Annotated in this window: 13 protein-coding genes, 1 tRNA gene and 2 riboswitches; of the genes, 2 read left to right on the top strand and 12 right to left on the bottom strand. The window is 65.7% G+C overall.

The window, feature by feature from the left end:
- Position 1 precedes the first annotated feature (1 nt).
- From FAZ69_RS09485 to FAZ69_RS09445, 9 genes are all read right to left on the bottom strand, one after another.
- Positions 2-1,726, bottom strand: coding sequence for an AMP-binding protein (locus FAZ69_RS09485; protein WP_136893717.1), 1,725 nt, complete (start codon positions 1,724-1,726; stop codon positions 2-4).
- Positions 1,727-1,855: 129 nt separating this feature from the next.
- Positions 1,856-3,559 carry a thiamine pyrophosphate-binding protein gene (locus FAZ69_RS09480; protein ID WP_136893715.1) on the bottom strand — a complete coding sequence of 568 codons (1,704 nt, stop codon included), beginning with the start codon at positions 3,557-3,559 and terminating at the stop codon, positions 1,856-1,858.
- Positions 3,560-3,746: 187 nt separating this feature from the next.
- A complete protein-coding gene (locus FAZ69_RS09475) occupies positions 3,747-5,135 on the bottom strand; it encodes an L-serine ammonia-lyase (RefSeq protein WP_136893713.1) in 1,389 nt (462 codons plus the stop codon).
- A 27-nt stretch (positions 5,136-5,162) separates the two neighbouring features.
- Positions 5,163-6,299: an alginate lyase family protein gene (locus tag FAZ69_RS09470; protein ID WP_136893711.1), complete on the bottom strand. Its 1,137-nt coding sequence runs from the start codon at positions 6,297-6,299 to the stop codon at positions 5,163-5,165.
- A 236-nt stretch (positions 6,300-6,535) separates the two neighbouring features.
- Positions 6,536-9,481 (bottom strand): aminomethyl-transferring glycine dehydrogenase, encoded by a 2,946-nt coding sequence (gene gcvP / locus FAZ69_RS09465; RefSeq protein ID WP_136893709.1) that lies wholly within the window; start codon positions 9,479-9,481, stop codon positions 6,536-6,538.
- 66 nt (positions 9,482-9,547) lie between these two features.
- Complete coding sequence (gene gcvH / locus FAZ69_RS09460; RefSeq protein WP_136893707.1) at positions 9,548-9,928, bottom strand: glycine cleavage system protein GcvH; 381 nt, start codon at positions 9,926-9,928, stop codon at positions 9,548-9,550.
- Between the two features lie 68 nt (positions 9,929-9,996).
- A complete protein-coding gene (gcvT, locus tag FAZ69_RS09455; protein WP_136893705.1) occupies positions 9,997-11,115 on the bottom strand; it encodes a glycine cleavage system aminomethyltransferase GcvT in 1,119 nt (372 codons plus the stop codon).
- A gap of 90 nt (positions 11,116-11,205) precedes the next feature.
- Positions 11,206-11,342: riboswitch (glycine riboswitch) on the bottom strand.
- Between the two features lie 111 nt (positions 11,343-11,453).
- Positions 11,454-11,556, bottom strand: a riboswitch (glycine riboswitch).
- Between the two features lie 134 nt (positions 11,557-11,690).
- Positions 11,691-12,047, bottom strand: coding sequence for a hypothetical protein (locus tag FAZ69_RS09450; RefSeq protein WP_136893703.1), 357 nt, complete (start codon positions 12,045-12,047; stop codon positions 11,691-11,693).
- Between the two features lie 146 nt (positions 12,048-12,193).
- A complete protein-coding gene (locus FAZ69_RS09445; protein WP_136893701.1) occupies positions 12,194-13,249 on the bottom strand; it encodes an oxidoreductase in 1,056 nt (351 codons plus the stop codon).
- A 233-nt stretch (positions 13,250-13,482) separates the two neighbouring features.
- Here FAZ69_RS09445 and FAZ69_RS09440 point away from each other — a divergent pair, with 233 nt between their 5' ends.
- Positions 13,483-15,579, top strand: a complete 2,097-nt coding sequence (locus FAZ69_RS09440) for a UvrD-helicase domain-containing protein (RefSeq protein ID WP_136893699.1) — start codon at positions 13,483-13,485, stop codon at positions 15,577-15,579.
- Between the two features lie 116 nt (positions 15,580-15,695).
- Here the strand turns inward: FAZ69_RS09440 and FAZ69_RS09435 are convergent, their stop codons facing one another.
- Positions 15,696-16,598, bottom strand: coding sequence for a c-type cytochrome (locus tag FAZ69_RS09435; protein WP_136893697.1), 903 nt, complete (start codon positions 16,596-16,598; stop codon positions 15,696-15,698).
- Between the two features lie 314 nt (positions 16,599-16,912).
- On the opposite strand from FAZ69_RS09435, the gene FAZ69_RS09430 reads away from it, so the two are divergent.
- A tRNA-Arg gene (locus FAZ69_RS09430) sits at positions 16,913-16,988 on the top strand.
- An 894-nt stretch (positions 16,989-17,882) separates the two neighbouring features.
- Here the strand turns inward: FAZ69_RS09430 and FAZ69_RS09420 are convergent.
- Entirely contained in the window at positions 17,883-18,143 is a 261-nt protein-coding gene (locus FAZ69_RS09420; protein WP_136893695.1) for a hypothetical protein, read from the bottom strand.
- Positions 18,144-18,789: 646 nt separating this feature from the next.
- The gene (locus FAZ69_RS09415; RefSeq protein WP_136893693.1) at positions 18,790-19,068 is read right to left on the bottom strand and encodes a hypothetical protein; all 279 of its coding nucleotides are present in this window, start codon (positions 19,066-19,068) and stop codon (positions 18,790-18,792) included.
- Positions 19,069-19,248: the final 180 nt, after the last annotated feature.

The following is a 19,248-nucleotide window of genomic DNA, read 5'->3' as shown; positions in this document are numbered from 1 at the left end:
CTCAGTCGGACGCGCGCTGCGCGTCCTCCGCCGGCGCATCGCCGAAATCGGCCTCCCAGTATTCGTTCTCGCGACGCGCATCACCCTGGCGCGCCGCCTCGATCTTGCGCAATTCGACGCGGCGAATCTTCCCGGAGATCGTCTTCGGCAGCTCATGGAACTCCACGCGCCGAATCCGCTTGTAGGCCGCGAGCTTTTGCGCGGCGAAGCGCAGGATATCGCCGGCTACTTCGCGCGTCGGCGCAAAGCCCGCGCGCAGCGCGACGAACGCCTTCGGCGTCGCGAGCCGCACCGGGTCCGGGCTCGGCACGACCGCCGCTTCCGCGACCGCCGGGTGCTCGATCAGCACGCTCTCCAGCTCGAACGGGCTGATGCGGTAGTCGGAAGCCTTGAAGACGTCGTCGGCGCGGCCGACGTAGGTGTAGTAGCCGTCGGCGTCGCGCTGCGCGATGTCGCCCGTGCGATAGAAGCCGCCGTGCATGACGTGCTCGGTCTTCGCCGGATCGTCGACGTAGCCGTCCATGAGCCCGAGCGGCCGCGGATCGAGCACGAGCGAAAGCTCGCCCTCGTCGGCGGGCCGGCCGTCGTGATCGATGAGCGCGATGCGGTAGCCCGGCAGCGGCCGGCCCATCGAGCCCGCCTTGAGCGGCTGCCCCGGCGAGTTGCCGACTTGCGCCGTGGTCTCGGTCTGCCCGAAGCCGTCGCGCAACGTGATCCTCCATGCCTTCTTCACGCGCTCGATGATCTCGGGGTTCAGCGGCTCGCCCGCGCCGACCGCCTCGCGCAGCTTCACGCGATACGACGCGAGGTCCTCCTGGATCAGCATGCGCCAGACCGTCGGCGGCGCGCACAGCGTCGTGATGCCGTGCGTGACGAGCGTCTCCAGCGCCGCTTTCGCGTTGAAGCGCGCGCTGTTGCTGACGAACACCGTCGCGCCCGCGTTCCACGGCGCGAACACGCTGCTCCAGGCGTGCTTGGCCCAGCCCGGCGAGCTGATGTTCCAGTGGACGTCGCCGGGCTTCAGGCCGATCCAGTACATCGTCGACAGATGCCCGACCGGGTAGCTCTGGTGACTGTGCAGCACGAGCTTCGGTGCGCTCGTCGTGCCCGACGTGAAGTAGAGCAGCATCGGGTCGGTCGCGAGCGTGCGGCCGTCGGGGGCGTAGCTGGGGCTGGCGTCGAAGGCATCCGCGTAGCGATGCCAGCCCGAGGGGGCGGCGGCGCTTCCAGGCGTGACGGCGATGCGTGTGATCGCAGCGTCGACGCCGGCAAACTTTTCCGTGGCGTTCGCCGCCGTGACGACGTGCTTGACCTCGCCGCGCGTCATGCGGTCGGCGATATCGGCGGGCGTGAGCAGGAGCGTTGCGGGGATCGTCACGGCGCCGAGCTTGATCGCCGCCAGCATCACTTCCCACAGCGCCGGTTCGTTCGGCAGCATCAGGAGCATGCGGTCGCCGCGTGCGACGCCCAAGCCGCGCAGATAGTTCGCGACCTGATTCGAGCGCGCGGACAATTCGGCAAAGGTCGGCCTCTCCTCCCGACCTTCGTCGTCGACGACCCAGAGCGCGGGTTCGTGATTGTTGTGCGCGTACAGGTCGAACCAATCGAGCGCCCAGTTGAACTCGATCAGCGCGGGCCATTTGAAGTCGCGGTACGCGACGTCGTATTCCTCGCGATGGCGCAGCAGGAATTCGCGCGCCTGCAGGAACGATTGCGAATCAGCCATGGGTCCCCCTCTTTCGTCGTCGACGTGGACCTGCCCGGTGAACCTGATCGTGAACCTTTACTACCGGCCGTCGCAGTAGGAATCGGTCCCGCGCGCCGCGACGGCTTGCTGCGCCTGCTGCCGCTTTTGCTACTGCTGCGCCGCGCGGGCCTTGCGGCCCTGCTCGCGAATCTGCTCGAGCGTGGCGCCCGGCGTGCTGACTTCCTTCGGCACGCGCAGCTCGATCAACGCGGGCAGTCCGCTCGCCATGCTGCGCTCGAGCGCGGGCAGGAAATCCGCGGTCCGCTCGACCGTCTCTCCATGCGCGCCGAACGAGCGCGCGAACGCGGCGAAATCGGGATTCGTGAGACCGGTACCGTGCACCCGCTCGGGATAGTGCCGCTCCTGATGCATGCGGATCGTTCCATAGTGCTCGTTGTTGACGACGATGAAAATCACGTTAAGCCCGTATTGCATCGCGGTCGCGAGCTCCTGGCCGGCCATCATGAAGCAGCCGTCGCCGGCGAGTGCGACCACCGCGCGCTCGGGGTACATGGCCTTTGCCGCGATGGCGGCCGGCACGCCGTAGCCCATCGCGCCGCTCGTCGGCGCGAGCTGCGAGCGGAAGTGCCGATAGGAAAAATGGCGATGGAGCCAGGTCGCGTAGTTGCCGGCGCCGTTGGTGAGGATGGCGTCGGCGGGCAGCCGCGCACGCAGCTGCGCCATGATCTCGCCGAGCTGGACATCGCCGAGCATCGGGCGCGGCTTGCGCCATTCCAGATACGCGCCGTGCGCTTCCTCCGCGCTGCCGGCCCAGGCAGGTGTGGCGCGCGGTTCGAGCGCCGCGAGCGCGGCGGCGATCTCGGGCATGCCCGAGACGATCGGCAGATCGGCCGCGTAGACGCGCCCCAGCTCTTCCGCGCCCTGATGCACGTGAACGAGCGTTTGCTTGGTCTTCGGGATGTCGAGCAGCGTGTAGCCGCCCGTCGTCGCTTCGCCGAGGCGCGGGCCGATCACGAGCAGCAGGTCCGACTCGCGGATGCGCGCGGCCAGCGCCGGATTGATGCCGAGGCCGATGTCGCCTGCGTAGTTCGAGTGCTCGTTGTCGATCGTGTCCTGGTAGCGGAACGCGCAGCCGATCGGCAGCCGCCACGCTTCGACGAAGCGGCGCAAGTCGGCGCAGGCGGCCGGCGTCCAGCCGCTGCCGCCGGCGATCACCATTGGCCGCTGGGCATGCTCGAGCAATTCGCGCAGCCGGTCGATCTGTTGAGGAGCAGGCGCGGCGGCGACGCGCTGGAATGCGGGCGCGGCGGGCATCGCCGGGCATGAGTCGGACAGCACGTCCTCGGGCAGCGCCAGCACGACCGGGCCGGGTCGTCCGGCGCACGCCGTATGAAACGCGTGACTCAGGTATTCGGGGATGCGGCGTGCGTCGTCGATTTGCGCGACCCACTTCGCCATCTGGCCGAACATGCGCCGGTAGTCGATCTCCTGGAACGCCTCTCGGTCCAGATGCTCGCGCGCGCATTGACCGATCAGGAGGATCATCGGCGTCGAATCCTGGAACGCCGTGTGTACGCCAATCGACGCATGCGTGGCGCCGGGCCCGCGCGTGACGAGCGCGACGCCGGGACGTCCCGTCAGCTTGCCGGTCGCCTCGGCCATGTTGGCCGCGGCGGCCTCGTGACGGCAAACGATGGTTTGGATGCGTTCGGTTTCGTCGTGAAGCGAATCGAGCACGGCGAGAAAGCTCTCGCCCGGCACGCAGAACACTCGGTCGACGCTGTTCGTGAGCAACGCATCGACGATGAGGCGCGCGCCCGTCACGGTGGCGGAATCGGCGGCATACGGCATTGTGCGGGGTCCTCTTGGCAGACGGTGGAGTGGCGGGGCGGATGGGATATGAAGGCTTTGACAGCTTACGCCGAGTGGGGGGAGGCGGCTACTCGGTCGGATGGACACTGTCCGGACCATGCACGTTCCTGCCGCTCAAATAAATTGGGCGGCCAACCAGACCGCCCGCTTCACCGAATGCGTTTTCTCAACACTCGACGATATTCACCGCCAACCCACCCCGCGACGTCTCCTTGTACTTCGTCTTCATATCGGCGCCGGTCTCGCGCATCGTCTTGATGACCGAATCGAGCGACACGTAGTGGCTGCCGTCGCCGCGCAGCGCCATGCGCGCCGCGTTGACGGCCTTCACCGACGCCATCGCGTTGCGCTCGATGCACGGAATCTGCACCATCCCGCCGACCGGGTCGCAGGTCAGCCCGAGGTTGTGCTCCATGCCGATTTCGGCGGCGTTTTCCACTTGGCGAGGCGTACCGCCCATCACGGCGGCGAGCGCGCCCGCCGCCATCGAGCAAGCCACGCCCACTTCGCCCTGGCAGCCCACCTCGGCCCCCGAGATCGACGCGTTCAGCTTGTAGAGGATGCCGATCGCCGCCGCCGTCAGCAGGAAGTCGATCACGCCCTGCTCGTTCGACCCCGGCATGAAGCGCGTGTAGTAGTGGAGCACCGCCGGGATGATGCCGGCCGCGCCGTTGGTCGGCGCCGTGACGACGCGCCCGCCCGCGGCGTTCTCTTCGTTGACGGCGATCGCATAGAGGTTGATCCAGTCGACCATCGACAGCGGATCGCGCAGCGCCTGTTCCGGATTGCCCGACAGCGTCCGGTAGAGCTGCGGCGCGCGGCGCTTGACCTGGAACGGGCCGGGCAGCGTGCCGTCGGCGTCGGGGTTGCCGATCCCGCAGCCGCGCGCGACGCACGACTGCATCACGCCCCAGATCTTCAGCAGTCCGGCGCGCGTCTCCTCCTCGGTATGCCAGACGCGCTCGTTTTCCCACATCAATTGCGCGATCGTCTTGCCCGTCGATTCGCAGAGCGCGAGCAGCTCGTTGCCGGTGCTGAACGCATGCGGCAGCTGGTCGGCTGCCTGCAGCACCTTGGTGTTCGGCGCGCCCGCCGTCACGACGAAACCGCCGCCCACCGACAGATACGTCGACTCGCGCAGCGTCGCGCCCGCCGCATCGAACGCGTGCAGCTTCATTCCGTTCGGGTGCTCCGGCAGCGCCTGCCGGTAGAACGAGATGTGCTCCTTCGGCACGAACGGCACGCTATGCGTGCCGCCGAGCGCGAGCGTGCGCGAGGTGCGCACTGCTTCGAGGCGCGCGGCGATCGTCTCGGGGTCGACGGTGTCGGGCGCATCGCCCATCAGGCCGAGCATCACGCCGCGGTCGGTGCCGTGGCCCTTGCCGGTCGCGCCGAGCGAGCCGTACAGATCGACCTTCACCGACGCCGTGGCGGCGAGCAGCCCGTCGCGCTCGAGCCCCTGAACGAACATCAGCGCGGCGCGCATCGGCCCGACCGTATGCGAGCTCGATGGCCCTATCCCGATTTTGAAGAGATCGAAAACGCTGACTGCCATGACTGCTCCCAGATAGGTATGAGTGGCTTAGCGCGCCGGCAGCGGCAAACATACCGCGAGCCATGCCGGCGGCGTGGGCGACAACCGCAGCGCGACCGGCGTATAGCGGCCGTTCAGCCGCGCTGCGAGATAAAAGAGTTCGGTTGCGCTCTTCGGCTCCCATTCGCCCGAGTAGCCGGGCAGGCCCGCTTCACGGCGCTTGGCGTCGAACGGGACGCTCGAATGCACGAATTCGTCGTGCGTCCTGGTGCCGAGCGCATAGGGCGTGAGCCAGTTCAGCGCGTCGGCGAGCGAGGCGCCGTTGGCCGCGCGCTCCGGCAGCCAGTTGCGGTTGTGGCGGCGCGCGGCGAGCGCGGCGGTCACGAGCGGCTGCAAGTCGTAGGTCACGTAGTGCAGCGCATCGCGCTCGGTGAAATCGAAGGTCGAGCCGTCCGGCGCGATGTTGTCGCCGATGTGCTCGATGAAGAGACGCTGCGCGGCGTTGATGAGATTGCGGTCGTCGAGCGTGAACGCACTCATCGCTATCAGTTTGACCCGATGGCTCTGCCAATTGTTGCGAAAAGTGCCGGTAAGGGGGCGCGGCTGGGCATCGATTTGGGCAACATAGCCGTTCGCAAGCTTGGCGATGAAGGCTGCCGTCACGTTGCGCGTCTTCACGGGCAGCGCGCTCGCGGTCAGGTCGTAGGCGAGGATCATCCCTTCGAAGCGCGTTTCGTCGATAGGGTTGAAGCTCGGCTGATACGTGGTGGCCCAGGCGTACAGGAAGCGATCGACGAGCTTCAGGTAGCGATCGTCGCTCGTCGCGCGCCAGGCGAGCGACGCATTGCGCATGAGTTCGAGATCGTTCAACGCCTCGGCGCTCTGATCGTAAATGCCTTCGTGCGGGAGCGTGCCTTCGACGTGCAGCCGCTCGAGCGGCTTGGGCTGGTCGTTCAGGCGTGCCTGCACGCTCTTGACGAGCGCCTGCACACCCGGGTCGGCGTTGGTGCGCTCGCTCGTCTGCAGCGCGGGCGCCGCGCAAAAGTTCATGGCCGCGTGGGCCGCGGCGAATGGCGCCGCGAGCACCGCGCAGGCCAGCAGCAAGGGCGCGAGAGACGCGCCGGTTTGTTTGTTCGACAGCGTTTGCGTTCTGTGCTTTGTCATCGTTTGCACCTTTCGCACCATGCGGAACTCCTTCGTTGGTTCGATTTCGGTGTCAGATGTTAGCCGTTTTTGAGTGCCCCCAAACCGGTCGCTTCGCGCCAGGCCCCCCCGAGGGGGCCGTCCCCCAAGGGGACTTCCTGGCGGGCCGCAAAACTTGGGGCGGCCCGGCGTTTTGCGGAGAACGCGTGCGGGAAAGACTCAAGCCGCGCGAAGCGGCCTGAGTCAACGAGTCACGACGTCGATCGAACTGGCCGCGGTTACTCGTAGTCGGCGACGGGCACGCAGGAGCAGAACAGGTTGCGGTCGCCATACGCGTTGTCCGCGCGGCCGACCGGCGGCCAGTACTTCCGGGCGATCAGCGACGGCAGCGGGTACGCCGCGGTCTCGCGCGAATACGCATGCGGCCACTCGTTGGCGACGACGGCCACCGCCGTATGCGGCGCGTGCTTGAGCGGGTTGTCCTCGCGGTCGGCGCGGCCTTCCTCGACGGCTCGGATCTCCTCGCGAATCGCGATCATCGCCTCGATGAAGCGGTCGAGCTCTTCCTTCGATTCCGATTCGGTCGGCTCGACCATCAGCGTGCCCGGCACCGGGAAGCTCATGGTCGGCGCGTGGAAGCCGTAGTCGGCGAGACGCTTGGCGACGTCGTCGACGCTGATGCCGCTCGAATCCTTGATCGGACGCAGGTCGAGAATGCACTCGTGCGCGACGAGCCCGCCCGGCCCCGAATACAGCACCGGGTAGTGCGGCGCGAGCTTCTTGGCGACGTAGTTCGCGTTGAGAATCGCGGTCTCGGTCGCGGCGGTGAGGTTCTTCGCGCCCATCATCGCGATGTACATCCACGAGATCGGCAGAATCGACGCCGAGCCGTACGGCGCCGCCGACACCGCCCCGATGCCGTTCGCTTCGCGCTTGTAGCCGGTGGAGCACTGGTTCGGCAGGAACTGCGCGAGATGCGGGCCGACCGCGACCGGGCCGACGCCCGGCCCGCCGCCGCCGTGCGGAATGCAGAACGTCTTGTGCAGGTTCAGGTGAGAGACGTCGCCGCCGAACTGGCCCGGCGCGGTGAGGCCGACCATCGCGTTCATGTTGGCGCCGTCGACGTAGACCTGGCCGCCGTGCGCGTGAACGATCTCGCAGATCTCGCGCACGTTCTGCTCGAACACGCCGTGCGTCGACGGGTAGGTGATCATGATCGCGGCGAGGTTCTGCGCGTGCTGCTCGGCCTTCGCCTTCAGATCTTCGATATCGACATTGCCCTGCGCATCGCAGGCGACGACGACGACCTTCATCCCCGCCATATGCGCCGAGGCCGGGTTGGTGCCGTGCGCCGACGCCGGGATCAGGCAGACGTCGCGATGGCCCTCGCCGCGCGACTCATGGTAAGCATGGATGATCAGCAGACCGGCGTACTCGCCCTGCGAGCCTGCGTTCGGCTGCAGCGACACGGCCGCATAGCCCGTGGCGGCGACGAGCATCTGTTCGAGCTGGTCGATCATCTCGCGGTAGCCGACGGTCTGCTCGGCGGGCGCGAACGGGTGGATCTGGCCGAACTCGGGCCAGGTGACCGGCAGCATCTCCGAGGTCGCGTTCAGCTTCATCGTGCACGAGCCGAGCGGGATCATCGAGCGGTCGAGCGCGAGGTCCTTGTCGGCGAGGCTGCGCAGGTAGCGCAGCAGCTCGGTCTCGGAGTGGTGGCGGTTGAAGACGTGGTGCGTGAGATACGCGCTCGTGCGCACGAGTTCGGCGGGCACCGAGGCGCTTGCATCGGCGCCGGCGCCCGTCAGCGCGGCGTCGAGCGAGTCGATGTGCGGCACGTCGATCGCGCCCGTGGCTTGCGCGAAAACGGCGAGCAGGCCGGCGAGATCGGCGCGCGTCGTGGTCTCGTCGACCGACACGCCCACGCGCGTCGCGCTCACGCGGCGCAGGTTGATGCGCTTCGCTTTCGCCGCGTCATGGACAGCGGCCGTGTGGGCGCCGGTTTCGATCGTGAGCGTGTCGAAGAAGGTGTCGTTGGCGAGCGCGTAGCCGAGCTGCTTGACGCCGGCCGCGAGCAGCGCGGCGATGCGGTTCACGCGCAGCGCGATCGTCTTCAGCCCATGCGGGCCGTGATAGACGGCGTACATGCTCGCCATGATCGCGAGCAGCGCCTGCGCGGTGCAGACGTTCGAAGTCGCCTTCTCGCGGCGGATGTGCTGCTCGCGCGTTTGCAGCGCGAGACGCAGCGCGGGGTTGCCTTGCGCATCGACGGTCACGCCGACGAGCCGTCCCGGCATCTGGCGCTTGAACTCGTCGCGCACGGCGAGGTAGGCCGCGTGCGGGCCGCCGAAGCCGACCGGCACGCCGAAGCGCTGCGAGTTGCCGACGGCGACGTCCGCGCCCCATTCGCCCGGCGGCGTGAGGAGCGTGAGCGCGAGCAGGTCGGCGGCGACGACCACGTGGCCGCCCGCCGTGTGGATCGCTTCGGTGAGTTCGCGATAGTCGCGCACGTCGCCGTTCACGCCCGGATATTGCAGCAGCACACCGAACGCGTTCGACGTGGCGGCTTCAGCGGCCGGGCCGACCTTCACCTCGATGCCGACCGGCTTCGCGCGCGTTTGAATCACTTCGATGGTTTGCGGCAGGACGTCGTCGGCCACGTAGAACACGTTCGACTTCGGCTTGCCGACGCGCTGCAGCAGCGTCATCGCTTCGGCTGCGGCGGTCGCTTCGTCGAGCAGCGACGCGTTCGCGATGGCGAGGCCCGTCAGGTCGATCACCATCTGCTGGAAGTTCAGGAGCGCTTCGAGGCGCCCTTGCGAGATTTCGGGCTGGTACGGCGTGTACGCGGTGTACCAGGCCGGGTTCTCGAGCACGTTGCGCAGGACCACCGCCGGCGTGTGGGCGTTGTAGTAGCCCTGGCCGATGTAGGAGCGGAACACCTGGTTCTTGTCCGCGAGCTCGCGCAATGCGGCGAGCGCTTCCGCCTCGCTTTTTGGCTGCGCGAAAGCGCCGAGCGGCAGCGGCTCGGTGCGGCGGATCGTCTGTGGGATCACGGCGTCGATCAGCGCGGCGCGCGACGCGAAGCCGAGCGCTTCGAGCATCTTGTGCTGATCGGCGGCGTCCGGGCCGATGTGCCGCTCGGCGAAGGCATCGTGCACTTCGAGTGCGGCAAGCGAGAGAGGGGTGCGGTTCATCAGACGATCCGGGTGTTCGAGCTTCATGGCGTTCCTGTGTCGGCCAGAGTCGGCGCTTCAGCACCTACTCTGGCCCCATGCTGTGGGGGAGGATTAATTGACCAGCTTTTCGTAGGCGGCCGCGTCGATCAGGCTGTCGGTCGAGGCGCCGTCCGCAAGCTTGATCTTGAAGAGCCACGTGCCGTAGGCGTCGCTGTTCACTTCTTCCGGCGTGTCGACGGCGTCCGTGTTGGCGGCGATCACCTCGCCCGACACGGGCGAGTAGATGTCCGACGCGGCTTTCACCGATTCGACGACGCCGACGGCGTCGCCCGCCTTCACCTGCTTGCCGGTTTCCGGCAGTTCGAGGAAGACGATGTCGCCGAGCGTGCTCTGCGCGTGGTCGGTGATGCCGACCGTCAGCGTGCCGTCAGCTTCGGTGCGGATCCACTCGTGTTCGTCGGTGTATTTCAGATCGGCCGGGACGTTGCTCATCGGATGCTCCTGGTTGGTATGCGTTGAATTGGGGTCGGGCGCCGCGGAATGGATAAGAGGGCAGGCTGTCAGGCCGCCAGCACTTTGCCGTTGCGCACGAATGGCAGTTTTACCACGCGCGCGGGAAGTTGCTTGTCGCGGATCTGGACCTGCACGGTGTCGCCCACGGCGACCCCGGCCGGCACGCGCGCGAACGCGATCGATTCCTGCATGGTCGGCGAGAACGTGCCGCTCGTGATTTCGCCTTCGCCCGCTTGTGTGCGCACTTTCTGGTGCGCGCGCAGCACGCCGCCCGCCTTGCCGTTTTCCTTCTGGAGGATCAAGCCGACGAACGCGGCCTTCGAGCCGGCCGCCTCGAGTGCGGCGCGACCGACGAAGTCGCGCGGCGCGGTGAGATCGACGGTCCAGGCGAGGCCGGCGTCGAGCGGCGAGACGTTGTCGTCCATGTCCTGACCGTAGAGGTTCATGCCGGCTTCGAGGCGCAGCGTGTCGCGCGCGCCGAGGCCGCAGGGGCGCACGCCCTGGCGCTGCAGCGAATCCCAGAATTCGCAGACGAAGCTGGCGGGCAGCACGATTTCGAAGCCGTCTTCGCCCGTGTAGCCGGTGCGCGCGATCATCAATTCGCCGAACGGCGTGCCTTCGACGATCGCCGCGTTGAACGGCTTGAGAAGTTCGGTGGCGGTGCGCGCCGACGGCGCGACTGCCCACACCTTGTGGCGCGCGTTCGGGCCCTGCACGGCGACGATCGCCAAGTCGCGGCGCGGCGTGATCGCAAGGCCGTAGCCGCCTTCGGCGTTGAGCTGGCCGAACCAGGCGATGTCCTTGTCGGCAGTGCCTGCGTTGACGACCAGGCGGAAGAAGTCCTCGGCGAAGTAGTAGACGATCAGGTCGTCGATCACGCCGCCGTTGGGGTTCAGGAGACACGAATAGAGCGCGCGGCCCGGCGTCTGCAGCTTGCCGACGTTGTTCGCGATCGCATGCTCGAAGAACGCGCGCACGCGCTCGCCGCGGAAATCGACGACGCACATGTGCGAGACGTCGAACATGCCGGCGTCCTGGCGCACGGCGTGGTGCTCGTCGATCTGCGAGCCGTAGTTGACGGGCATGTCCCAGCCGCCGAAGTCGACCATCCGCGCCTTGAGCGCGCAGTGGGTGGCGTGGAGCGGGGTGTGTTTCAGTTCGGTCATCGGGGCCTCGTCAGGTGTCTCGCGAAAACAAAAAAGCCACGCATGCGGCACCGCCCTCACAGCCTTCCGGCCGCAAGCGATGTTGTCATGCATGACCCCTCTGTCCTCGGTACCTGAGAGATTGCGTTGCCCGGGATCCCTCCCTTCGAACGCGCGCCCCTTCGGTGGGCAGCCTGCCTGCTTCGATGACGAAGCGAAGGCCGCTGCCGCTCTCCAGAGTGCGAAAAACCAGCGCTCGATACGTTGCCTCTTCCGGACGAAACCGGCAGCAAACCCGCGCGGCAGCGCACGAAAGCGGCGCGCAACATCGCGGATCCAAACGTTTTCAAGCGGGTTTTTCGACGCCGTCGGTCCTTTTGCCTGAGAGTTTGCGGGTGTGCCCCTTCGGCGGCGCGGCCTTGCCGGATACCCGTGGCCAGCGCGCTCTCCCGACGCGTGCGGCGAATTTACGCGAGCGTAATAGGGTTGTCAATTGAGGGTTGGCGGGCTTGGTAAACCCACAAATGAAAAGCGGCGGACATCGAGTCCGCCGCCATGCTTCCCGCGCTTCGCCCGAAACTCGAGCGACCGGTAGCTTACTGTCCGATTGCGCGCGCCGCGCCGTCGAGTTCCTCGTTCAGCACGTGCTGCTCGTCGCCGGACAGGCCGCCGCCGCGCTGGGCCGACATATCGTGCGCTTCCTGGCGGATCACGTCGAGGCGGTGATGCAGCGCGCCACCCTGCGGCGGCGGGTAGTAGCCTTGATTGACGCGAGCGTCGATGAGACGGCCCAGGTTGTCGATGCGCGTGTTCACTTCGCCGAGACGCCGCATCGCCACTTCATGCGGGCTCGGCCCAGGCGGCGGCGCGACGACCCGCGGCTGCTGCACCACGCACGCAGCCAGCGATACCACCAGCGCGCAGCAAGCGACCGCGCGAATCAAGCGTTGCATTCCATTCTCCTAGTTGTTTTGCGAGGGGAAACCGCCGCCGAAAAAACGGCCCGCAAGCGTGAAGCGATGACGCCGCGAGCGGAATAATTTGTAACGGTTCGTTCCTTTCGGAATGGCAGCCTGGCTCGCGGCGCAAGCGGTCCACGTCATTCGAAACCCACGCGCTCGAACGGCAAGCGCTTCCCCTCCTCCGCGCTTTGATTCGCCAGATCGATGATCGTCATGACGTCGATGGCATCCTGCGGTGTGACCGGGAACGGCGCGCCGTCATGAATCGCTGCCGCAAGCGTTCCGTAAAAGTCCGCGTAGTTGCCGTCGCGCGTCGGTAGCGAGCGCTCCACCTCTTGCTCGCCTTCGAGCATGCGCAGCAAGCCCGGCGGATTGCCCGCGCCGAAATCGACGTGACCTGGACGCAGCCCCGCCTTGAGCTGGTCTTCCTGCGTGTCGAGCCCGCTCTTCACGTAGCTGCCCCGCGTGCCGTGGATCGCGAAGCGCGGCGGCTCCAGCGCGGCGAGCGCGGTCGCGTGCAGGACCACTTCCTTGTCTGCGTAGCCGAGCTGCAGGTGGACGTAGTCGGGCGCGACGCCCTCGTCGCGGTGGATCTTCACCGTCGCGTTGACGGTCTCGGGCGCGCCGAACAACGCCAGCGACTGGTCGATCAGGTGCGGCCCCAGGTCGAACAGCAGGCCGCCGCCGCGCGACGCTTCCTCGCGCCAGCGCGGACGCACGAGCGGACGGAAACGGTCGAAGTGCGATTCGAAATGCGTGATGCGCCCCAGCTCGCCGCTTGCGACGAGTTCGCGCACCGTCATGAAATCGCCATCCCAGCGGCGGTTGTGGAACGGCGCGAACAGCACGCCGTATTTCTTGGCGAGGAGCGCGAGCGTGCGGGCATCGTCGGCGGAAAGCGTGACCGGCTTGTCGACGACCACATGCTTGCCCGCCTCGATTGCGCGTGCGGCGAGCTCGAAGTGCGTGTCGTTCGGCGTCGCGACGACCACGCACTCGACCGTCTCGAGCGCGACGAGCGCGTCCAGGTCCGCGACGATCTCGGCGTTCGGGTAGTCGGCGCGCGCCTGCTCGGGCTGGCTGGTGGCGATGGCGGCGACTTCGGCGTGGCCGCAGTGCGCGATCACCGGCGCATGGAAGGTCTTGCCGGCGTAGCCGTAGCCCATCAAACCGATTTTCAAGGGTGATGTCATGCGAGCATCCATCATCAAATGGCGCGCGGCGACGTGCCGCGCGCAACCGCGGTTATTTTGGCATGACGAATGCGGCGTGTCCGAGCGCGCCCGCGCGAAACAAGGCCGGCGCGCCGCGAATTCCGGCGCAACCTATCCGTGTTAACATCGCGCACTTCCTTCAAGCATCATTGGCGGCATCCCCGGATGCGCTTCCGGCCCCCGAGCCGCCAACCGTAACCCCTCCAAAGACGATGTCCGCAGGCCTGAATCCCGCCCAAAGCGAAGCGGTGCGCTATCTCGACGGTCCGTGTCTCGTGCTCGCCGGCGCGGGCAGCGGCAAAACGCGCGTGATCACCCAGAAAATCGCGCATCTGATCGAAAACAAAGGCTTCGAGCCGCGCCACATCGCAGCCGTCACGTTCACCAACAAGGCCGCCGCGGAAATGCGCGAGCGCGTCGGCAAGCTGCTCGAAGGCAAGACGCTCTCGGCGCCCGGCAAGGAAGGGCGCAAGGTGCCCGTCAATCAGCTCACCGTCTGCACGTTCCACTCGCTCGGCGTGCAGATCCTGCGCCAGGAAGCGGAGCACGTCGGCCTGAAGCCGCAGTTCTCGATCATGGATTCCGACGACTGCTTCGCGATGATCCAGGAGCAGGTCGGCACCACCGACAAGGGCTTCATCCGCAAGATCCAGACGATCATCTCGCTCTGGAAGAACGGTCTCGTCATGCCGGACGAGGCGATGGCGATCGCGTCGAACGAGGACGAGCACCAGGCCGCGATCGTCTACCGGAACTACGTGGCGACGCTGCATGCATACCAGGCGGTCGATTTCGACGACCTGATCCGCCTGCCCGCCGAGCTGTTCAAGAAGAACGAGGCGGTGCGCGACCGCTGGCAGAACAAGCTGCGCTACCTGCTGATCGACGAGTATCAGGACACCAACGCGTGCCAGTACGAGCTAGTCAAGCTGCTCGCAGGGCCGCGCGCCGCGTTCACGGCGGTCGGCGACGACGATCAGGCGATCTACGGCTGGCGCGGCGCCACGCTCGAAAACCTCGCGCAGCTCGGCAAGGATTTTCCGAAGCTGCACTTGATCAAGCTCGAGCAGAACTACCGCTCGACGGTGCGCATTCTGACCGCCGCGAACAACGTCATCGCGAACAACCCGAAGCTGTTCGAGAAGAAACTGTGGTCCGAGCACGGGATGGGTGATTCGATCACCGTCACGCCGTGCAACGACGAGGAGCACGAGGCGGAATCGGTCGTGTTTCGCCTGTCGGCCCACAAGTTCGAGCGGCGCGCCCAGTTCCGCGACTATGCGATTCTCTATCGCGGCAACTTCCAGGCGCGCATCTTCGAGCAAGTGCTGCGCCGCGAGCGCATTCCGTATGTGCTGTCGGGCGGCCAGTCGTTCTTCGACAAGGCCGAGATCAAGGACATCTGCGCCTACCTGCGGCTCGTCGCCAACGCCGACGACGACCCTGCCTTCATCCGCGCGATCACCACGCCGCGCCGCGGCGTCGGCAACACGACGCTCGAAGCGCTCGGGGCGTTTGCGGGGCAGGCGAAGGTGTCGCTGTTCGAGGCGGTTTACATGGGCGGCATCGAGGCGCGCCTGTCGGCGCGGCAGGTCGAGCCGCTGCGCGCGTTCTGCGATTTCATGCAGCGCATCACCGAGCGCGCCGACAAAGACCCCGCCACGACGCTGCTCGACGACCTGATGGAAGCGATCCACTACGAGGCCTACCTCTACGACGCGTTCGACGAACGTCAGGCGCAGTCGAAGTGGCAGAACGTGCTCGAGTTTCTCGAATGGCTGAAGCGCAAGGGGACCAAGCCCGAGCGCGAGATTTCCGACGACGGCGAAGGCGAGGCGACCGGCTATGACAACGCGGACGGTCTCGCCGACACCGGCAAGAACCTGCTCGGCCTGATCCAGACCGTCGCGCTGATGTCGATGCTCGAAGGCAAGGAGGAGGACCCGGACGCTGTGCGCCTGTCGACCGTGCATGCATCGAAAGGGCTCGAGTATCCGCACGTGTTCCTAGTGGGCGTCGAGGAAGGGATCATGCCGCACCGCGGCGGCGCCGACGACGAGCCGATCGACGATGCACGCATCGAGGAAGAGCGGCGCCTGATGTATGTGGCGATCACGCGCGCGCAGCGCAGCCTGCATCTGAACTGGTGCAAGAAGCGCAAGCGGGCGCGCGAGACCGTCGTGTGCGAGCCGTCGCGATTCATCCCCGAAATGGGCCTCGACGACGCGCCGCCGCCCGCGCCGGAAGAAGCGCCGATGACGCCGAAGGATCGGCTGGCGAGCTTGAAGGCGTTGTTGCAGAAGCCTTGATGCTTCTCGCGGCGCGCCGGATTCCTTCTTATCGACAGGCGTAAAAAATCCCTGCGGCGCGGGGCGCTCGCAGGGAGGGAAATCGGCGTCGTCGCTGGACGCCGATACGCCGTTCGCTACTTCGCCGCGCCGACCATGTAGTCGACGGCGGCCTTCACATCCGCATCCGACGCGGTCGAACCGCCCTTCGGCGGCATGTTGCCCTTGCCGTGCAGCGCGTAGTTGTAGACCACGTCCATCGGGTCTTTCAGGCGCGGCGCCCAGGCGTCCTTGTCGCCGAACTTCGGCGCGTTCAGCACGCCCGCCGCGTGACAGGCCTGACAGATCTGCTGATAGAGCGCCTTGCCTGCCTGCGCCGCGTCCGCGCTCGGCGCGGCGCCCGCGTTCGCTTGCGGCGCGCTCGACAGCGCGGCGATCGCTGCTGCGGCTTGCGCGCTGGCGGCGCTGACCGCGGCCGACGCCGACGCTTCCGAGGCAGCGCCCGCCGCCGCGCCCTGCCCCGCCGCACCGCTCGCAGCCGGCGCCGGCGGATCGGCAAACTGGGCGCCGCCGTGGTCAGCCATGTATGCGACGGCGCGGCCGATTTCGTAGTCGCTGTAGTCGTCGGGGCTCGTGCCGCCGCGCGCCGGCATCGCGTTCTTGCCGGTCAGTGCGGTGTGCCAGAGCGCATCGAAGCCTTGCGCGATGCGGGGCGCCCAGTCGCCTGCGTTGCCGAACTTCGGCGCGCCGGCGTTGCCGGTCGCGTGGCAGGCCGAGCAGACGGCCTGATAGACCTGCTCGCCGGACTTGTAGACGCGCGGCGCGTTGGCGTCGCGCAGATTGACCTGCGCGAGCGGCGCGATGCGCTGAGCGACGACGGCGTCGGACATGCCGTCGGTGCCGGCGCCGGTGCGGGTCGACTTGTTAACGTAATTGGCGAGAAGGATGATGATGACGATCGGCACGGCAAAGCCGGCGATGACCGCGGCAATGAGTTGCCCCGGTGTTTTGATCGGTGCTCCGTGGGGTGCTTCGCTCATGCTTGTCTCGTCTCCCAAGGTTTTTGTCAGGTGAGCGGTACAGCGCGACGGCAACGGCAACAGCTAGTCTTTTGTCTTCTATCAAGCACGGACGATTATAGACGCAACGTTTTGGCGTCGGCGAGCGCGGGACGGGACGCTTAAGCAGGCGTTTACCCGCAGCGGAAGGGGAATGGGCGGCGGATGAAGGCGAACGGGAGGCGGCTCGCCGGGGGCGCGGTGGACGGGGGCAGCGAAACCGGGTATTCTCTCGGTCTCCTCGTATGCACGTTGTCCCCGTTATTTCCTCTTCGGGCAGCGCGTGTCATGCCGAAGCGCCCGTAGCTCAATGGATAGAGTACTGCCCTCCGAAGGCAGGGGTTGCTGGTTCGATCCCAGCCGGGCGCGCCACTTCATGTTCAGCGGCTTGCACTTTTTGCGGTGCGACGCTCGCGACCACTCCCGTTGTTCCTATTACTACCCCTGCCGCAATTCCTGCTGCACGCAAGTTTCCCAGGGCGCGTTTCCACACTGACGCGCGGTCGGTGTCGAGCTGGCTTTCGATCTCGGCGAGTGTTTCGAGCGCTGGCAAGCCTGCCATTTCTGCAAGCATCATGATTTCCGTGGCGTCCGGCTTGTATCTCCCCGAGCGCCAGTGCGATAGCTTGGTGTAGTGGTATCCAAGCTTCTCCGCCACTGCGGTGTTCGATCCTTCCTTCCGTTTTGCTGCGTCGAGCAGTTCGGCGATATCCATAAATTTCCCTTGACCATGTGGCGTTTTCTCCATACTATTTGCATGGAGAAAACGCCATGTTTGTGGCGATAGCGAAAGTCTAGCATTTCCGGTGAGAAGGTAAACCCATTGGGTACACCGCGTTCGCATGCGAAAGGATTCAACCGCGCTGTTGCCTCCCCCTCGGATAGCGGTTGCTTTGCATGGCGGGCTTGTATAGCCGCCTGTCTTTTGAGGGCGTTGGTGCAGATACGAACGGAGAGAGGGCTTATGTCTGGTGAGCTTCGGTTGGTGACTCTGACGTGTGGGCCGGGGTTGGCGGACGTTGAGGCGTTGAGTACGGGCTATGCGGAGATTAAGGGTCTGCTGACGGTTGGTGGGTATGAGCCGTTTGCTCTTGTTGAGCGGGGCATGTACGGCGGGGCGTGGCTTCAGGTTCTTTGCAGCGGTCGTGTTTCGTGGCGGGAGTTGGCGGAACGTTGGCGCTCTGTCGCTGGTGGGGCAGTGAATGTGCACCGCGTGCGAGGTGCAGCGGTGCTCGGGTTGCTGTCGGGGTGCGATTTGCTGGGGCGTTAGTCGTCGTAGTCCCCATATACGCCCAGGAAGCTCATCCGTGTGTGGAAATTTTGGTATGAGGCCGGTACGTCGTTTCTGCTCCAGATTTCGCCGAAGTATTCGCATTGGTCGTTGCCAATAACGATGGCTACTGGGTTTTCGTGTTTTCCGAGTTCAGTTGAATAGAAGTCCCATGCTTGGTTTCCGTTGTCTGGGCCGTCTTCAAATTCTTTGATGACTGTTCCAATCGCTATTAGTGCGATGCTAGGGCGCGTCATGGTTTCTCCCTGGTTGTGGCGGAGCATTAAATATATCGCATCTGTTTTTCGGATTGCGGCATTCAACGAACGGGGTGAGCCGTGGCGATTAGCGTGGTTTGGGCGCGGATGAGCGAGGGTATGTCGGGGCTGTTCGAACCGATGGTGCCCGTGTCTCTTACGCCTATGCCGGTTGATGTTCGGTGCCGAGACGTAGGCGCGTTGCCGGGCGACGTTGTTGCTGAGTTGTGCGCATGGTGCGGTGTGGACCGTGCGGGCGGTTGCGGTGCTTGCAGCGATTTGACAGGAGGGGAATAGATGATGTGCATGTGTAAGCCGTCTTCTGATGCAAACGTGGTCATGTTGTGGCCCGGCGCTAAGGGGGCGGACGAACCGACGTTGATGCGCGGTTATGAGGCGGTCCGTCCGCAGTTGGTGGCGGCGGGTGGGGAGCCGGAATTGTGGCTTGGACGAAGTGAAGGTTTTGGCCTGTACCTGTGCGTTTTGAGCGGGGGCGGTCCGTTGGATCGTCGGGAGCTGGTGGGGGCGTGGGCTTCGGTTGTGTCGGGCGGGGTAATGGTGAAGCGAGTTGTTCGGGCTCGGGCGCTGAAGTACCTGGAGGAGTTCGAACCTTTTGTCGAGCCGCCGGTGTCTGTGCTGGTGGGCACTACAACTTTGACGCGTAGAAGCCTTGAAGCGTCAGATAGTGCTCAAAGTCGTGGATCGTTTTGAGCGAGTGATATGACGAGTAGCGATTCCAGATTTCTCCGATTGTGAATCCGTCGTTTCGCTGAATGACGACGGCGATTTCGTCCTCGCCGTGTTCTGCGATAAGTGAGTGGAGGAAATAGGACGCGTTTTTTAGGTTGTCGCTGTCGTTCGTGAAGCCGACGATTTCTTTTCCGACGGCGATGGTTTTGACGTAGAAGGGATCGGGCCGGTTCATGGTTTGTGTTGGTTCGATTGTTGTGAAGGCAGTCTAGCACGTGGGTAGTTGTGGTTCGTGTAGTGATGATGGAGTTGTAAAGCGCCAAGTGCGCGTTCTTTCCCGACATGGGTTTAATCATTGTGAGTAGTAGTACTAACCTGAAAGGATTCGATCATGAATAAGCAAAAGCTGAGCATT

The sequence above is a fragment of the Trinickia terrae genome (assembly GCF_005144415.1).
GTDB lineage: Bacteria > Pseudomonadota > Gammaproteobacteria > Burkholderiales > Burkholderiaceae > Trinickia_A > Trinickia_A terrae.
Note: the sequence above shows the minus strand (reverse complement) of the source record. Positions and strands in the feature narration are given on the sequence as shown.